General features: G+C 68.3%; 10 protein-coding genes. 2 read left to right on the forward strand and 8 right to left on the reverse strand.

Translation table 11 applies throughout. The features are described from left to right. Nucleotides 1-226: 226 nt before the first annotated feature. The 5 genes from CMC5_RS31305 to CMC5_RS31325 all read right to left on the reverse strand — a co-directional run bounded on the left by CMC5_RS31305 (nt 227) and on the right by CMC5_RS31325 (nt 6,565). Nucleotides 227-1,618, reverse strand: coding sequence for an MATE family efflux transporter (locus CMC5_RS31305; protein WP_050433830.1), 1,392 nt, complete (start codon nt 1,616-1,618; stop codon nt 227-229). A 170-nt stretch (nt 1,619-1,788) separates the two neighbouring features. Beyond that, nucleotides 1,789-3,105, reverse strand: coding sequence for a protein-disulfide reductase DsbD family protein (locus tag CMC5_RS31310; protein ID WP_050433831.1), 1,317 nt, complete (start codon nt 3,103-3,105; stop codon nt 1,789-1,791). A 464-nt stretch (nt 3,106-3,569) separates the two neighbouring features. Beyond that, entirely contained in the window at nt 3,570-4,256 is a 687-nt protein-coding gene (gene lolA / locus CMC5_RS31315) for an outer membrane lipoprotein periplasmic chaperone LolA (RefSeq protein WP_050433832.1), read from the reverse strand. Nucleotides 4,257-4,493: 237 nt separating this feature from the next. Then, nucleotides 4,494-5,093 carry a crossover junction endodeoxyribonuclease RuvC gene (gene ruvC, locus CMC5_RS31320; RefSeq protein ID WP_082362956.1) on the reverse strand — a complete coding sequence of 200 codons (600 nt, stop codon included), beginning with the start codon at nt 5,091-5,093 and terminating at the stop codon, nt 4,494-4,496. A gap of 2 nt (nt 5,094-5,095) precedes the next feature. After that, nucleotides 5,096-6,565: an FAD-binding oxidoreductase gene (locus CMC5_RS31325; protein ID WP_050433833.1), complete on the reverse strand. Its 1,470-nt coding sequence runs from the start codon at nt 6,563-6,565 to the stop codon at nt 5,096-5,098. Between CMC5_RS31325 and CMC5_RS31330 the strand changes: the two genes are divergently transcribed. Beyond that, entirely contained in the window at nt 6,554-7,300 is a 747-nt protein-coding gene (locus CMC5_RS31330; RefSeq protein ID WP_218920101.1) for a Maf family protein, read from the forward strand. The genes CMC5_RS31325 and CMC5_RS31330 overlap by 12 nt on opposite strands. Before the next feature lie 117 nt (nt 7,301-7,417). Here the strand turns inward: CMC5_RS31330 and CMC5_RS31335 are convergent, their stop codons facing one another. Both CMC5_RS31335 and CMC5_RS31340 read right to left on the reverse strand, forming a co-directional pair. Beyond that, a complete protein-coding gene (locus tag CMC5_RS31335) occupies nt 7,418-8,443 on the reverse strand; it encodes a hypothetical protein (protein WP_050433834.1) in 1,026 nt (341 codons plus the stop codon). A gap of 470 nt (nt 8,444-8,913) precedes the next feature. Continuing rightward, entirely contained in the window at nt 8,914-10,368 is a 1,455-nt protein-coding gene (locus CMC5_RS31340) for a multicopper oxidase family protein (protein ID WP_169796717.1), read from the reverse strand. A 242-nt stretch (nt 10,369-10,610) separates the two neighbouring features. On the opposite strand from CMC5_RS31340, the gene CMC5_RS31345 reads away from it, so the two are divergent. Beyond that, nucleotides 10,611-11,993 (forward strand): cupin domain-containing protein, encoded by a 1,383-nt coding sequence (locus CMC5_RS31345; protein WP_050433836.1) that lies wholly within the window; start codon nt 10,611-10,613, stop codon nt 11,991-11,993. Nucleotides 11,994-12,019: 26 nt separating this feature from the next. Here the strand turns inward: CMC5_RS31345 and CMC5_RS31350 are convergent, their stop codons facing one another. After that, nucleotides 12,020-13,321 carry a M20/M25/M40 family metallo-hydrolase gene (locus CMC5_RS31350; RefSeq protein WP_050433837.1) on the reverse strand — a complete coding sequence of 434 codons (1,302 nt, stop codon included), beginning with the start codon at nt 13,319-13,321 and terminating at the stop codon, nt 12,020-12,022. Between the last annotated feature and the right edge of the window lie 16 nt (nt 13,322-13,337).

Below are 13,337 nucleotides of genomic sequence, written 5' to 3' on the forward strand. Positions count from 1 at the left end.
CTGTGCCCTTGGTGCGGCTGGCTTCCGTGTCCCTGCGGGTGCGCCGAGGGATGGGGGAATCCGGGAGGGCGTTGGCCTGGAGGCGGTCCGTAGGGGTTGTTCATGGCCAGGTCGTCCTTGCAGGGGGCAGGGACGTCACCTGGTCAAGGTATCTGATGGCTCATGGAGCGTATACCCCCGCACCTTGCGGGGATCGCAGGTCTTCCGTGCTTCGTAGGGCGACGGATCAGACGCGTGCGATGAGGCCTCGTGTCAGGCGGACGAAGCGCAGCGTGAGCAGCACGGAGACGACGACGAGGCCCGCCGTCAGCCCCATCCACAGGCCGGTTGCGCCGAGGTCCAGGGCGAAACCGAAGAGCAAGGCCAGCGGGAAGCCGAGCAGCCAGTGCGCCGCCAGGTTGGCGAGAAAGGAGACCCGGGTATCTCCGGCGCCACGCAGGGCGCCCGCAGCGACGGCCTGGGCGCCGTCGAAGATCTGGAAGATCGCGGCGACGCGCATGAGGGATACGCCCACCTCGATCACGCGAGCGTCCTGGGAGAACAGGCCGACGAGCTGGCGGGGGAACAGGGCGAAGAGGGTGGCAGACACCAGCATCAAGGTGGACCCCATGGCAATGCCGAGCAAGCCAGGGCCCCGGGCCGAGCGGCCTGCGCCGACGGCATAGCCCACGCGCACGGCCGTCGCGCTGCTCACGCCGATCATGCTCATGAACGAGAAGCTGGCGAGGCCGATGGCGACCTGGTGCGCAGAGACGACGTGGACGCCCATCCGGCCGGCGGCCAGGGCGACGGTGGAGAAGACGCCACCCTCCACGAGGATCTGCATGCCGGCGGGGACGCCAATCCGCAAGACGGAGCGCACCGTGACGGGCTCCACGGGGCGCTCCGTGCCGGTCGTGCTCTTCTCCGGGGCGAGGTCGGCGCGAAGGCGCCTGGCGGAGGTCAGGATCCATCCGATCAGGGCCAGGCCCCCCACGCTCGCGGCGATGCCTGCGCCCAGGGCCCCCAGGCGCGGCAACCCGAGCGCTGGCAAGCCCACGTCCGCGAGCGCGTCGTCTCCTCGCACGAGCACGCTGCACACGAGGAAGTTCACCGCGTTGGCGAGCGCGACGGCCATCACGGCGGGGCGGGTGTGTCCGAGCACCTGCAGGAAGGCGCGCCCTGCAGCGAACATGGCGAAGCAGAAGGTCGCCGGGGTGTGACCCACCATGTAGGCCTGCACGCGGGGCACGAGGGCGGCGTCGATGCCGGCGGGGACGAGGAACAAGGTGACCAGGAATCCGAGGGCGATGGCCACGGTCGAGACGAGCAAGCTCGCGCGCAGGGTCGCGCCGAGCGCGGACCAGGCCCGCTCTCGCTCGCCAGCGCCGAGGGCCTGCGCTGCGAGGGGCTCGATGGCCACACCGACCCCGATGCCGAGCCCTCCCGTCGCGAAGAGGATGGCGCGCCCCATCGACGCCGCCGCGAGCTCGTCGACGGAGACCCGGCCGACGATGGCGGTGTCGACCAGCGTCATCGCCACCAGGCCAGCCTGCGCCACGGCAGTGGGCGCGGCGATGCGGGCGATGGCGAGGAGCTCGTGACGAAGGTTGGTGGAAAGGGAGAAGGCCGGGATCACGAGGGCGCGGAGGGTAGCGCGCGATGCGGTTCCACGCGATGGGCAGGGTGACGCCGACGCAGGGGGGCGCAGAGACGGGTGACGAGAAGGGGAAAGTGGGGAGGAAGGGGGTCGACGGAGGGCAGAAGCAGCAAGGCCCGCGACAGGACCGTCGCGAGCCAGGTGCTGGACTACTTGACCGAGGCGAGCGCCTTGGCGAAGCGGTCCGCGGGGACGAACTCGTTGAAGCGCGCGGCTTCCTTGCCGGTGCTGTCGAACAGGATCACCGTCGGCAGGCCCTTCACGCCGTACTTCTCCTGGAGCGCCTTCACTTCCGGATCGTCGTCGTCCGTGGCGTCCACCTTGATCGAGGTGTACCGGACGGCTTCCTTGCGCACGATCGCCTCGGGGAAGGTCTTGTGCTCCAGCTCTTTGCAGGCACCGCACCAGGAGGCGCCGAAGTCGACCATCACGGGGGTCGCCGCCGCCGTCGCCTTCTCACGAGCCGCCTTCTCGTCGGTCTCCCAGGTGATGGCGGGGACGTCGCCCTCGTGGCCCGCCGAGGCGGGGGGGAGCTGGACCCAGGACACGAACATGAAGGCGCCAACGACGGCCGGCAGGATGGAGGCCAGCTTCATCGGCTTGGAGAGGTGCGCGATGGGGGACTTGCGGCGCTCGGCCGCGATGTGCACGGAGGCGAGCCCCACGCCGATGGCGAGGATGGATCCGGCGACGATGCCGTACATGGTCTGCGGCGAGATGAGCGCCTGGAGGGCGGGCACCACGTCGCGCACGTAGGCGAGCGCCATGTACGCCAGGGCCACGCCGCAGAGCCACTTGATCCCGAGCATCCAGGCGCCGCCCTTCGGCAGGCTGACCGCGAAGGTGCCGACCACGAAGAAGAGGACGCCGAGGCCCAGGGCGAAGGAGGTCATGGCGGCGACGCCGAGCAACAGGTCACCGGTGGTCGCGATCCACATCGCCACGCCGGTCAGCCCGGGGCCGGTGCAGGGGGCAGCGATGAGGGCGCAGACCATGCCGAGGCCGAAAGCGCCCTTGAAACCGACACCACCGACGGTCGACAGGCGGTTCTGCACGCTGTCGGGGAGCGTCATCTCGAAGGCGCCGAACATGGAGGCGGCGAGCGCCAGGAAGATGATGGCGATGAAGCCGACCACCCAGAGGTTCGACATCGCGCTGCCGAGCATCTTGCCCGACATGGCCGAGACGACCCCGAGCGGCGCGAACAGCGCCACGATGCCCAGCACGAAGGTCCCCGACAGGGCCGCGGCTTGCAGCCGGCTCTTGGCTTCCTTCGCCCCGAAGATCGACACCGTGATGATGATCATCGGGTAGACGCAGGGGGTGAAGCTCGCCAGGAGGCCAATGCCGAAGCAGGCAGCGATCGCAACGAGCGGCCCCTGAGCCAGGGCCCGCTGGAACGCCGACGTGTCCGAACCAGCGACCTCCTGGGCGGATGCCAGCCCGGAGATGAAGAGCGCAGCCATCAGCAGCGCGGCTACGAGGAGTCGATGACGCGATTTCACGGGGGTCCTCCGTCGGTCTGACCGCGACGCTGACGCCGCGGGCCTCGTCCAGACTATCTGCAACCGGCGGGCCGGAGCAGGTCATCCGCACAGATGTAGATGCAACCTATCAGAACTCAAGGAGAACTCCGCGCCTTCCCGCAGCACGCGTGGACCGCGAGGCGCGTGCCCTGGTCAAAGGATTATCCATCCATCGCGAAGATGACCCCCCTCGGGAGGTCTCAGGGTGGGGCCGAGACGATCCAACCGACCAGGCTCACGGCTCGAACTTCGGCGTGGTCGGCTCGCGCGAGAAGCTCATCCGTGAGTGATCAGGTCACGTGCGGTGGGAGCGCGAGGTGGGCGCTCCTGGCTGAGTTCGGTGTGGCGTGAGGTTGGGCGCACGCTGAGGAGGGCGGGGCGAACGGTGCGATGAACGACTCGACCTACGGCTTCACGATCCGCGTCCCGGGAGGGGGCTTGAAGTCGAACTCGCCCTTCGGGACGGGCTGGTTCACGGTGGGCGCCGAGAAGTCGAAGCGGTTGCGGTTTCCTTGGGCGTCGAGAATCAGCACGCGCCGCACCTGGTTGGTCGCGCTGTCGACGTAGAGCAGGACCTTCTGGTAAGCCGGGGTCGCTTCCTTGGGCGTCCCTTCCAGCACGTAGCCCCCTTCGAACTTCATCTGCGCGGCGTTCAGGAGCTTGAGGGTGAAGTCCTTCTGGAGCTTGCCGGTGCCCATCAGGAAGGCCAGTGCCGCCGGATACTGAGACCCCTTCACGGAGGTCTCGAACATCTGCTCGTTCTCTTTCTCGTACACCTTGATGGTGGTGCCATCGGAGACGACGCGGTTCCCGTTCGGCGCGTCGTAGGTCCAGCTCATCTTTCCCGGCTTCTCGAAGACCACCTTGCCGGTCGAGACCTTCTGCACGTTCTGCACCTTGATGGTGTAGTTCTGCTTGAAGGTGGCCTGGAACGTCTTCGACGAGTCGTAGAACTGCTGGACGCGCTGCGCGATCTCCTCTGCCGTGGGCCCGGCAGCCTCGACCTCGGTCGGGAGCGAGAGCACCACGGCGGGGACGGCGAGCCCGAGAACGCAGGCGACGCCGAGACGGTAAAGGAACGAACGCTTCATGGCTTTCCGGATCTCCTTGATCGATCTGGCGCGGGCGGCTCCCGTCCCCGCTCCTGGCGCTGTCGTCACCAGGAACGGAGGCTGGCTCTCCGACCTTGCAGCCTGTTGGACGCACGGCGACCCAGGCCGATGCAGAGGGACATAGCACAACCTTCGCCAGACCGAACTCGAGGGGATATTCCCGGCCTCCCCGCCGATTTCTTGGCCCTCGTCCCCTGATCGTGGCGCCCGGCCGGGTCAGCCCTTCGCCCGGCGCAGCGCCGCCGCGAGCCCCCCGACCCCCTTGCCAGGCGTCTCTGGTCCCGCCGGGTGCCTCGCTCGGCGGCGCGGGGGTGGCGGGGGCAGCCCGGAGGCCGCCAGCGCTGCCTGGAAGTTCGCCACGTGCAGGTGGGTCATGGCGATCGCCAGCGCGTCGGCCGCGTCCGACCGTGGCGGCTCCTTCAACCCCAGCACCGCCGTCATCACCATCGCCACCTGCTTCTTGTCGGCCGCGCCCCGGCCGACCACCGTCCGCTTCACCAGGGCCGGCGCGTACTCGTGCACCGCCACCCCCGCCCGCGAGAGCCGCAGGAGCACCACCCCGCGCGCGTGCCCGAGCTTCGCGGCGCTCTGCGCGTCCTTCGCGAAGAACAGGGTCTCGACCGCCCCGGCGACCGGCGCATGCTTCGCCACCACCTCGCAGAGGGCGTCGTCGATCTCCACGAGCCTCGCCGCGAACGCCCCGTCGGTGTCCACGTCCACCACCCCGTGCGCCACGTGGATGACCCGCGACCCATGCCGCTCGACCACCCCCCACCCCAGGTGCCTCGTCCCCGGATCGATGCCGATGACCCGCATGCTCAGCAAGCTCCGTGGAGAGAGACCGCGCGCCCCGCCACCGTGACGGACGCCGCTTCGAGCTGCCGCCTCGGGAAGATCTTGTGGGGGTTCAGCAAGCCCTTCGGGTCGAACACGCCCTTGATCCGCTTCTGCAGCGCGATCAGCTCGGGCTGCTGCTCCATCGCCAGGAAGTCGGCCTTCGAGGTCCCGACCCCGTGCTCTCCGGTCAGCGTCCCTCGCATCCCCACCACCGAGAGGAACAGCCGGTTCAACGCTTCCTCCACGCGTGGCAGCAGCTCCTCGTCGTTCCAGAGCAGGTTCACGTGCAGGTTGCCGTCCCCGGCGTGGCCGTAGGTGATCATCCGGACCCCGGTCTCTCGCTCGATGGCCCGCGTCTCCTCGAGCAGCGCCGGGATCCTGTCGCGCGGGACCACCACGTCCTCCGAGATCTTGAAGCGTGCCATCGCGCGCGTCGCCGGCGAGAGCTGCCGTCTGGCCTCCCACAGCCGATCCCGCTGCGCCGCGTCCTGCGCCACCAGGATGTCGATGGCCTCCGCCGCGCACACCTCGCCGATCCGCTCCGCCTGCGCGTCGCAGTCCGAAGGCTCGCCGTCCACCTCGATGATCAGCATCGCCCGCGCGCGCTCGTCCACCGCAACACCACGTACGCGCACCGCGTCGAGCGTCCCTTCGTCCAGGAGCTCGATGCAGCGCGGTCGCACGCCCGCCGCGATCATCGCGCTCACCGCGCGCCCGCTCGCCTGCACATCCGGGAACAGTGCCAGCAGGGTCGTCACCGCGTGAGGCTTCGGGATCAGCCGCAGTGTCGCCGCCGTCGTGATCGCCAGCGTTCCTTCGCTTCCCACCAGCAGCGAGGTCACGTCGTACCCCGTCACTCCCTTCACCGTCCGCTTCCCTGTCCGGAGCTGCGTCCCGTCCACCAGCACCACCTCCAGCCCGAGCACGTAATCCCGCGTGCTCCCGTACTTGAAGGCGCGTGGGCCGGCCGCATTCTCGGCGATGTTCCCTCCGAGCGCGCACATCCGCAGCGAGTTCGGATCGGGCGGGAAGAACATCCCCTCGGCCTCCACGGCGGCGTGCAGGTCCCCGAGGATCACCCCGGGCTGCACCACGGCGACCTGCTCTTCCCGGCTGATCTCCTGGATGGCGTTCATCCCCAGCGTGGCGATCACCACCCCGCCCGCCACGGGCACGCAACCGCCGGACTTCCCGCTCCCGCCAGCGCGAGGCACGATGGGCACCTCGGCCTCGCTCGCCGCGCGCACCGCCTTCGCGATGTCGTCCGCGCTCGATGCCAGCACCACCGCGTCCGGTGCGACGGGCTCCTGATCCGAGTCGTCGCCTGCGTACGCCAGGCAAGCGTCCGGCGAGGTCAGCACCTTCGACGGACCGAGCGCGCGATCGAGCAGGGAGCGCAGCTTGTCCACCGTGGCCGCCGTCGGGCGAGGAAAACTCGGATGGAGACGCATCCCGATGGTGTACCGCGGATCGCCCCCGAGCGCAGCGCTCCCCCCCGCACCTGCGAGGTGAGTTACGTTGGCCCGATGCCCCCTCCCTCCGCCGGTGTCGGCCCCCCTCCCCTGTCATCCCCCGCCACGCGACGCCAGGACCGCTCTGTCTCCTCGCCTCCCCTGCTCGTGCTCGCCAGCACCTCGCCCTACCGCAAAGGGTTGCTCGCACGCCTCGGGATCCCCTTCATCACAGCTGCTCCCGACTGCGACGAGGACGCCTACAAGGCCTGCGCTACCTCTCCTCGCGGCCTCGCCGAGTCGCTCGCCCTCGCCAAGGCCGAGAGCTTGCGGGCCACTCACCCGGGAGCGGTCATCCTCGGCGGCGACCAGGTCGCGACCCTCGATGGCGACATCCTCGGCAAACCAGGCAGCCGCGAGGCCGCCCTCGACCAGCTCGAGCGCCTTGCAGGCCGCACCCACCTGCTCGTCACCGCGGTCGCCTTACTCCACGATGGCCAGCTCCACCAGCACACCGATCTCGCCCGGCTGACCATGCGCCCCCTCACCCGCACACAGCTCGAGCGCTACGTCGCCGCCGACGACCCCGTGGACTGCGCCGGCGCCTACAAGCTCGAGCAGCGCGGCATCACCCTTTTCTCTGCCATCCACACCGTCGATCACAGCGCCATCACTGGCCTACCGCTCCTGTGGCTGACCGGCATGCTCTCGGCGCTGGGCATCGACGTTCCGTAGTTGGTGAACCGCCCGCTTCGTGCGGATCCCTGCCCGCCTGGGTCCTCGGCGTCACCGGCTGCCGCTGGCCGGAGAGGCACGGCGCCCGCGGTCACGCAGGCGCCACCTGGCGCATCCCTACTTCGCAGAAGCCTTCTTGAGCAACCGCTCTGCACCGCGCTTCACGAAGTCACTCTTGTCCTTGCTGAACCCTTTCACGAAGGCCGGGCCTCCCTTGGGGTTGCAGCTCATCACCGCACCGAGCGCCGACTCGCGCACGAGGTCATCGTTCTTTCCCGAGGCCAGAGACCGCGCAATGCTCTCCGCCTCCTTGCGCTGCGCATCGCTGAGCTGGATCCTGGTGCACCCGTTATCCAGCGCGTTCGCCAGCAGGAACTCCTTCACGCCGCCCGCCTCGGCCCGCTTCTTCGCGTACGAGAGCAGCGCGTCGAACTTCGCCTCACAAGGATCGCCGTACCCGAGGCGCTGCGCCGCCAGACCGAGCACGCTCCCATCGGGGTCCTCGAGCAGCCGCGTGAGCTCGTTGCAGGTATCCGACGCGAACTCTTTCCCCCCTTGCAGGCTGAGGAGCACCGTGTAGCGGAGCTTGGGGTCGTCGTTCTTCAGCGATGCCAGGTAGTAATCGAACACCTCGCGGGATGACGAGTTCGTCCGGAGTAGCGTCCCGTAGACCCTGGTGCGCATCTCCGGGATCTTCGTCGTCTCGACCAGTTTCTTGATCCGCGGCAAGAGGTCCGTCTTGTCCACGCGGATCCACCCCACCGCGTAGCCGAGCGGCCCCGCGACACGCTCCGAGGTCTCGTTTTCCGCAAGCGTCAGGATCCGCTCCGAGGCGACCTTGTCCTTGAAGAGGTGGGCTCTGGCCGGCATCTTGTCGAGGGCCAGGTAGCGCACCTTCTCGTCTTCGTCCTCGGCGAGGTTCAGCAAGGTGAGCGCGCCCTTGTCCGAGTCGTCGCCGAGCAGGTCATGGTTGTCGTTCCACGCGTCGAATGCGGCGCACTCGACCCACTCCCCCTCCGGGCTCGTGGTCCGGAAGCCCTCTTCCTCGTTCCACGGACAGGCCAGCACCTTCTCGAGCTCGGCGACGATCTTCGGATCGTTGTCCGGCGCCTCGAGCCCCCTCCGAGGCGCGGCGGGCTCCACGGCCGGAGCAGCTGGCGCGGCAGCGACGGGGCCAGAAGGCGAGGCAGCAGGAGGCGGCGGCTCACCACCGCAGCCCAGACCCGAAACGGCAAGAACCCAGGCGACAACCGGCAGACAAGTTCGGACGTGAATCAAGGCCATGCTCCCCTCGCACCGTGGGCATCCCCTGAGGATGCCGCTCGCGCGCTGGCAGCCATTACTCCTCGAACGCACGGCTCGGCAATCCCCGTCGTCGGCAGGGGAGCACAGAAGAACCGGCGCCCTCCTGCGACGCTGGTCGCGCCAGCTGGCAAAGTGACGGTGTGACCACGGGTCCAGCAGCCGCCCCTGGGCTCGGTGGCCTCGCTCACGAGACTGGCGACGGATGGCGCGCAGAGCAGCGCGGCGCCGTACCGCGCTGCCTGCGCTCACCCGGTGTGAGATGCGCCTCGAGCGTTGCGGAAGGAGATCATGCCGGCGTGGCCAGCACGTCAGTGGGCATGCTCTTCCTCGTCGGGCGGCCCGACCTGGATATCGGCCATCATTCCCTTCTCGCTGTGCTCGGAGATGTGGCAGTGAACCATCCAGCGCCCCGGGTTCTCGAAGTACGAGAGGATCGTCGCGGTCTCGGCGCCGCGCACGTAGACCGTGTCGCGCAGACCCGGCTCGAACACCGGCTGGCCGTTGCGTGCGATGATCTGGAAGAACTGCCCGTGGATGTGGAACGGGTGGGCAGGGCTGACGTTGCTGCTCAGCCGGATCTTCACCGGCACGTTCGGCTCGAAGGTCTCGATCAGCACGTGCTCGTGCGTGTCGCCCACGAAGGCGGCCTTGCCATTGATGGTGAACTGAACCTCGTTGTCCACCACCCCGCCGGACAGGGCCCAGCTGTGGGTCACGGCGTCGACCTTCGTCGACGGTAGCTCCACCACCGGGTATTCCGGCGCGGGCGCCTCCTCGATCTCCCCTTCCACCGTGCCGCGGGCCAGCTCGAAGGGCATCTCGACGACGTTGTCGTTCTCGTCGAGCACCAGGATCAGCGCCTCCAGCGCAACCTCGTCCGCGTCCGGCAAGGGGCGCACCTCGAACTCGAAGCGCTGCCCTGGCGCGATTTCCACCCGGTCCAGCGGGAAGGGCTGCGGCAAGAGGCCCCCGTCCGTCGCGATGACCCGCGCCTCGGCGCCACGGATCTGCAGGTCGTACGAGAGCGCATTCGTCGCCAGGACGAAGCGCCATCGCTCCACGGAGCCTCGCGGGATGGTGAACGTCACCGGCTCGCCGCCTTCACCGCTGATCACCTTGCCATTGACGAGCAGCGTATTGCCGATGCGCCCGCGACCGATATCGGGCCCGCTCGTCAGGAAGGGCGCGATCTGGTTGGCACTGTTGATGCGCATGTCGTCGCCCACGAAGATTCGCTCGGCCGTGAAGGCGGGCGCTTCCTTTTCGTGAACGACGATGCCGCCATAGAGACCGTATTCGAACTGCTGAATCTGATGCAGATGCGTGTGGTACCAGTACGTCCCGGCGTCCGGCACGACGAAGTCGTAGGTGAACGTCTCTCCCGGCAGCACCGGGTTCTGGATCATCGGCGAGCCGTCCATTTTGTCGGAGATGCGCAGGCCGTGCCAGTGCACCACGGTCGACTCGTTCATCTCGTTCCGGAAATGAACGATGATGCGATCCCCCACGCGCGCGTGGAGGAGCGGCCCGGGGAGGGAGTCGTTGTAGTTGAGCAACCGCGTCTCGTCGCCCGGGAACAGCGGGACGGTGTTTGCCCGCGCGACGAGGTTCACCTCGAGGATGGTGGGATCGGGGTTCAGATCCTCGATCCCCGCGAGCCCCTCGACCGTGGGCAGCGGCGGAGGCGGGGGAGGCCCGCTCGTCGGCTTCGTTCCATTGTCAGCATCGCTACAGCTCAGCAGGGCAGCAGCACAGAAAAGCACGCATGAAGACCAGCGCATCAGGACGCGATGTTGAATGTCACTTTCAACAATGTCAAGCACCTCGCGGCACCAGTCTCTGGATGACTTTCCGCCAGCGCCGACCTGGCTCGGGAACCGAGGTCCCCCCAGCGCGACCCCCGCACCCCGAGATCACAGCCTCGCTCTGACCGTCCAAAGCGGTTGCACACCGCCAGGGGCTCTCTTCTGCTGACCCGTGCAGTCAACGCACGAAGGGACACTCCATGACGCTCGTCTTTCGCAATCGCAATCCACTCCCAGCACTCTTCTCCGAGGAGGCCGCCTCTCGGTTGGCTCGGCTCTCTCCCCGGCCAGAGAGAAGCTTCGACGCTCAGCCATCGGCCTCCTTCGCCCCTGATGACCGGGAACTCCTCGACGGGCGGCTCGGGGTGTCAGAAGTCCCACCGGAGCTACCCGAGGAAGTCTTCACGGAGTACGTCTTCCCCATTGCCGGCCAGGGGACGATTGCCTTCACCATCACGCCCCGAGGACCCTTCCGGATCATCCTGAGCGGTGACAAGACGCCCTCGTCGACCGATCCCGTCCTCGTCCTCGATGTCGGCGAGAAGCAGACCTGTTTCCGCAAACGGAATGACCAGAAACCCGACTCGATCATCGAGGCCACCACCGCCAAGGATGCACTCCTCAGGAGAGACGTCGCGCTGACCTACTGGTTCAGCCTCGACACCCAGAACCGCACCCTGCGCTTCGGCCTCGGCGAGATGCTCCCGGCCCTCTGCGTCTTCGAGGCACGTCTCCCGCCCAGGGCCGCCGGTCAGGAGATCGATCCCTATGCCTACATCGCCAAGATCCGACACGTCGCCCTCTCAGGCACACCGGTTCCCGTTCCCTCCGACGATTTCTTGTGGCCGGTCCCCGTCACGGTGGGGCTACCAGGACTCGTGGTCCCGACGGATCGGATCACGCTCGATGACATCGCCGCGAACCGCTGCACCACCATCGCCAACCTCGATCAGGCGTCCCAGGTGCTCTACGGCACCGTCGCTGGAGCAGGGATCACGCTCGATACGGCTGATTTCCCCGAGTTCTCTGCGGCGATCGACCGAAGCATCATGACGCCAGGCCTGTGGTGCTTCGAGAAGCTCAAGAGCAAGGCCGAGGAGTTTGGTGGAAAGCCGGATCCGCTGAAGACCTACCTGCGCATCACGATCGGACCGAACCAAGGTGATTCCCCTGGCTCGCCCTACGTGCTCGAGATCTGGCCAGGTGGCCATTACTCGCCCATCCACAACCACGGCAAGGCCAGCGCCATCATCAAGGTGCTCCATGGCCAGATCTGGGTCGAGCTGTACCCTCAGCTCTCGCCGCAGGTCCTCGACTACTATGTCGAAGCCGCCTTCCAGCAAGGGGACGTCACCTTCTTGTCACCCCGGTTCTACCAGGTCCACAAGCTGATCAACCGGAACCCTCCCGGGCGAATGACGGCGACCATTCAGTGTTATCGCTACCCCGAAGACGACACCCGCCATTACGAGTATTTCGACTACCTGGACGGCAACAACGCGGTCCAGCACTTCCAGCCCGACTCCGACAGCGAATTCGCGGCGTTCAAGTCCTTGATGCGGAAGGAGTGGGCGGCTCGCTGAAACGGCGCCGCCCCTCGACGCCAGGTTCAGTCCGCAGCGCGAAAATGCGCGTCGATCTCCCCCACGAGTAGCTCCAGGTAGTCGAGAGACAAGGCGATGGCCTCTGGCTCCAGGTTCTCCGGCGTGTCGGTGGGCAGGTGGTAGTGCCTGGGCGTCCCGGTCCGTGGGTCCACGCAACCGAGAGAAGCAGCCGCATACCCCGCCGCCGCAAAGGGAATCGCGTCCGTCCCGCCGACCGGGATCGGGTGGGGCTTCACCTCCTCGAACCGCACGTCCGAGCCAGCCACCCGATCCAGCGCCTCGCGCAGCCATGGCGCGAGGGGCACGGGCAGGATCTCCCCCTCCAGGTAGTACCGCAGCGTGCCATTGGCCGGGCTGTCGATCCCCACCACCACCGTCCGCTCCCGGTCCCAGCGACCGCGCATCCCCTCGACCAGCGCCTGTGCCCCGCCGAGCCCTGCTTCCTCGCAGCCCGTGGCCACGAAGACGAACTCCACGTCGTCCGGCTTGATCGCGCGAAGCCGACGCGCCAGCAGCAGCAGCGCCGCCACCCCGGAGAGATCGTCCATCGCTCCTGGCACCACCTCGCGCCGGAGCACGACATCCAGGTTGAACGCCGCGGTCAGCAGCGGAGGGATCGTCAGCCCCCACCGCGCCAGCGAACGCCAGCGCGAAGCCCCGAGGCTGTGGTCCAGCAGATCCAGCACGGAGAGCCCTGCCAGCGCCGCGGTCGCGAGGCGCAGCGGCTTGGCCAGCGGCCCTGGTGACGTCGCCGCCCGCGCCGCCACCGCAGGGTGAAAGATCAGCCCCGTGAACGCCGCATCGACGTGCGCCAGGAAGACCACCCGCAGCCGCGGCGCCTCCGTGGTCGCGGGCAGCGTCCCCAGCACGTTCTGCGAGAGCCGGAACGGCAACAAGCGGCGCAGGAAAAACGCTTTCCGCGTCGAGTCGGCGAGGTACGACGCGGCCGCCCCCCCGTGGAGGGCCAGCCCCAGGAGCGGCGACCGCCCCGCCACCAGCGTGCCCAGCGCCCCCAGCCCGAAGTGCAGCGCGAGGCTCGCGTAGAGGCTCTGGTTCCACGTGAACACCTGCCGCTCCGTCGCGAGCCCCAGCGCCTTCATCTCGCCCTCGACCATCGCGTGGGCGCGCGCCTCGTCATCGCTCGTGGACGCCCGCCGCGGGCACGCCTCGACCACGCGGGCGATGAAGTGGCGCGCCCACGCGATCTCGTCGAGCGCCCCCTCGGCCGACAGCGAGGGCACGTCCTCCGGGGCAGGGGTCGACGTGGAGGGCTCGGCTCGGGTGCTGGCTCCGGGGGGGGTCTGCATCGCGGCCCCGATGCTC

It is taken from the genome of Chondromyces crocatus (assembly GCF_001189295.1).
In the GTDB taxonomy this organism is placed as follows: Bacteria; Myxococcota_A; Polyangia; order Polyangiales; family Polyangiaceae; genus Chondromyces; species Chondromyces crocatus.

Excerpts from the sequence above, each read along its gene's own strand:
- CMC5_RS31310 (WP_050433831.1), bottom strand. The coding sequence starts at position 3,105 with ATGGCTGCGCTCTTCATCTCCGGGCTGGCATCCGCCCAGGAGGTCGCT.
- lolA (WP_050433832.1), bottom strand. The coding sequence starts at position 4,256 with ATGAAGCGTTCGTTCCTTTACCGTCTCGGCGTCGCCTGCGTTCTCGGG.
- CMC5_RS31330 (WP_218920101.1), top strand. The coding sequence starts at position 6,554 with ATGGAGACGCATCCCGATGGTGTACCGCGGATCGCCCCCGAGCGCAGC.
- ruvC (WP_082362956.1), bottom strand. The coding sequence starts at position 5,093 with ATGCGGGTCATCGGCATCGATCCGGGGACGAGGCACCTGGGGTGGGGG.
- CMC5_RS31325 (WP_050433833.1), bottom strand. The coding sequence starts at position 6,565 with ATGCGTCTCCATCCGAGTTTTCCTCGCCCGACGGCGGCCACGGTGGAC.
- CMC5_RS31345 (WP_050433836.1), top strand. The coding sequence starts at position 10,611 with ATGACGCTCGTCTTTCGCAATCGCAATCCACTCCCAGCACTCTTCTCC.
- CMC5_RS31350 (WP_050433837.1), bottom strand. The coding sequence starts at position 13,321 with ATGCAGACCCCCCCCGGAGCCAGCACCCGAGCCGAGCCCTCCACGTCG.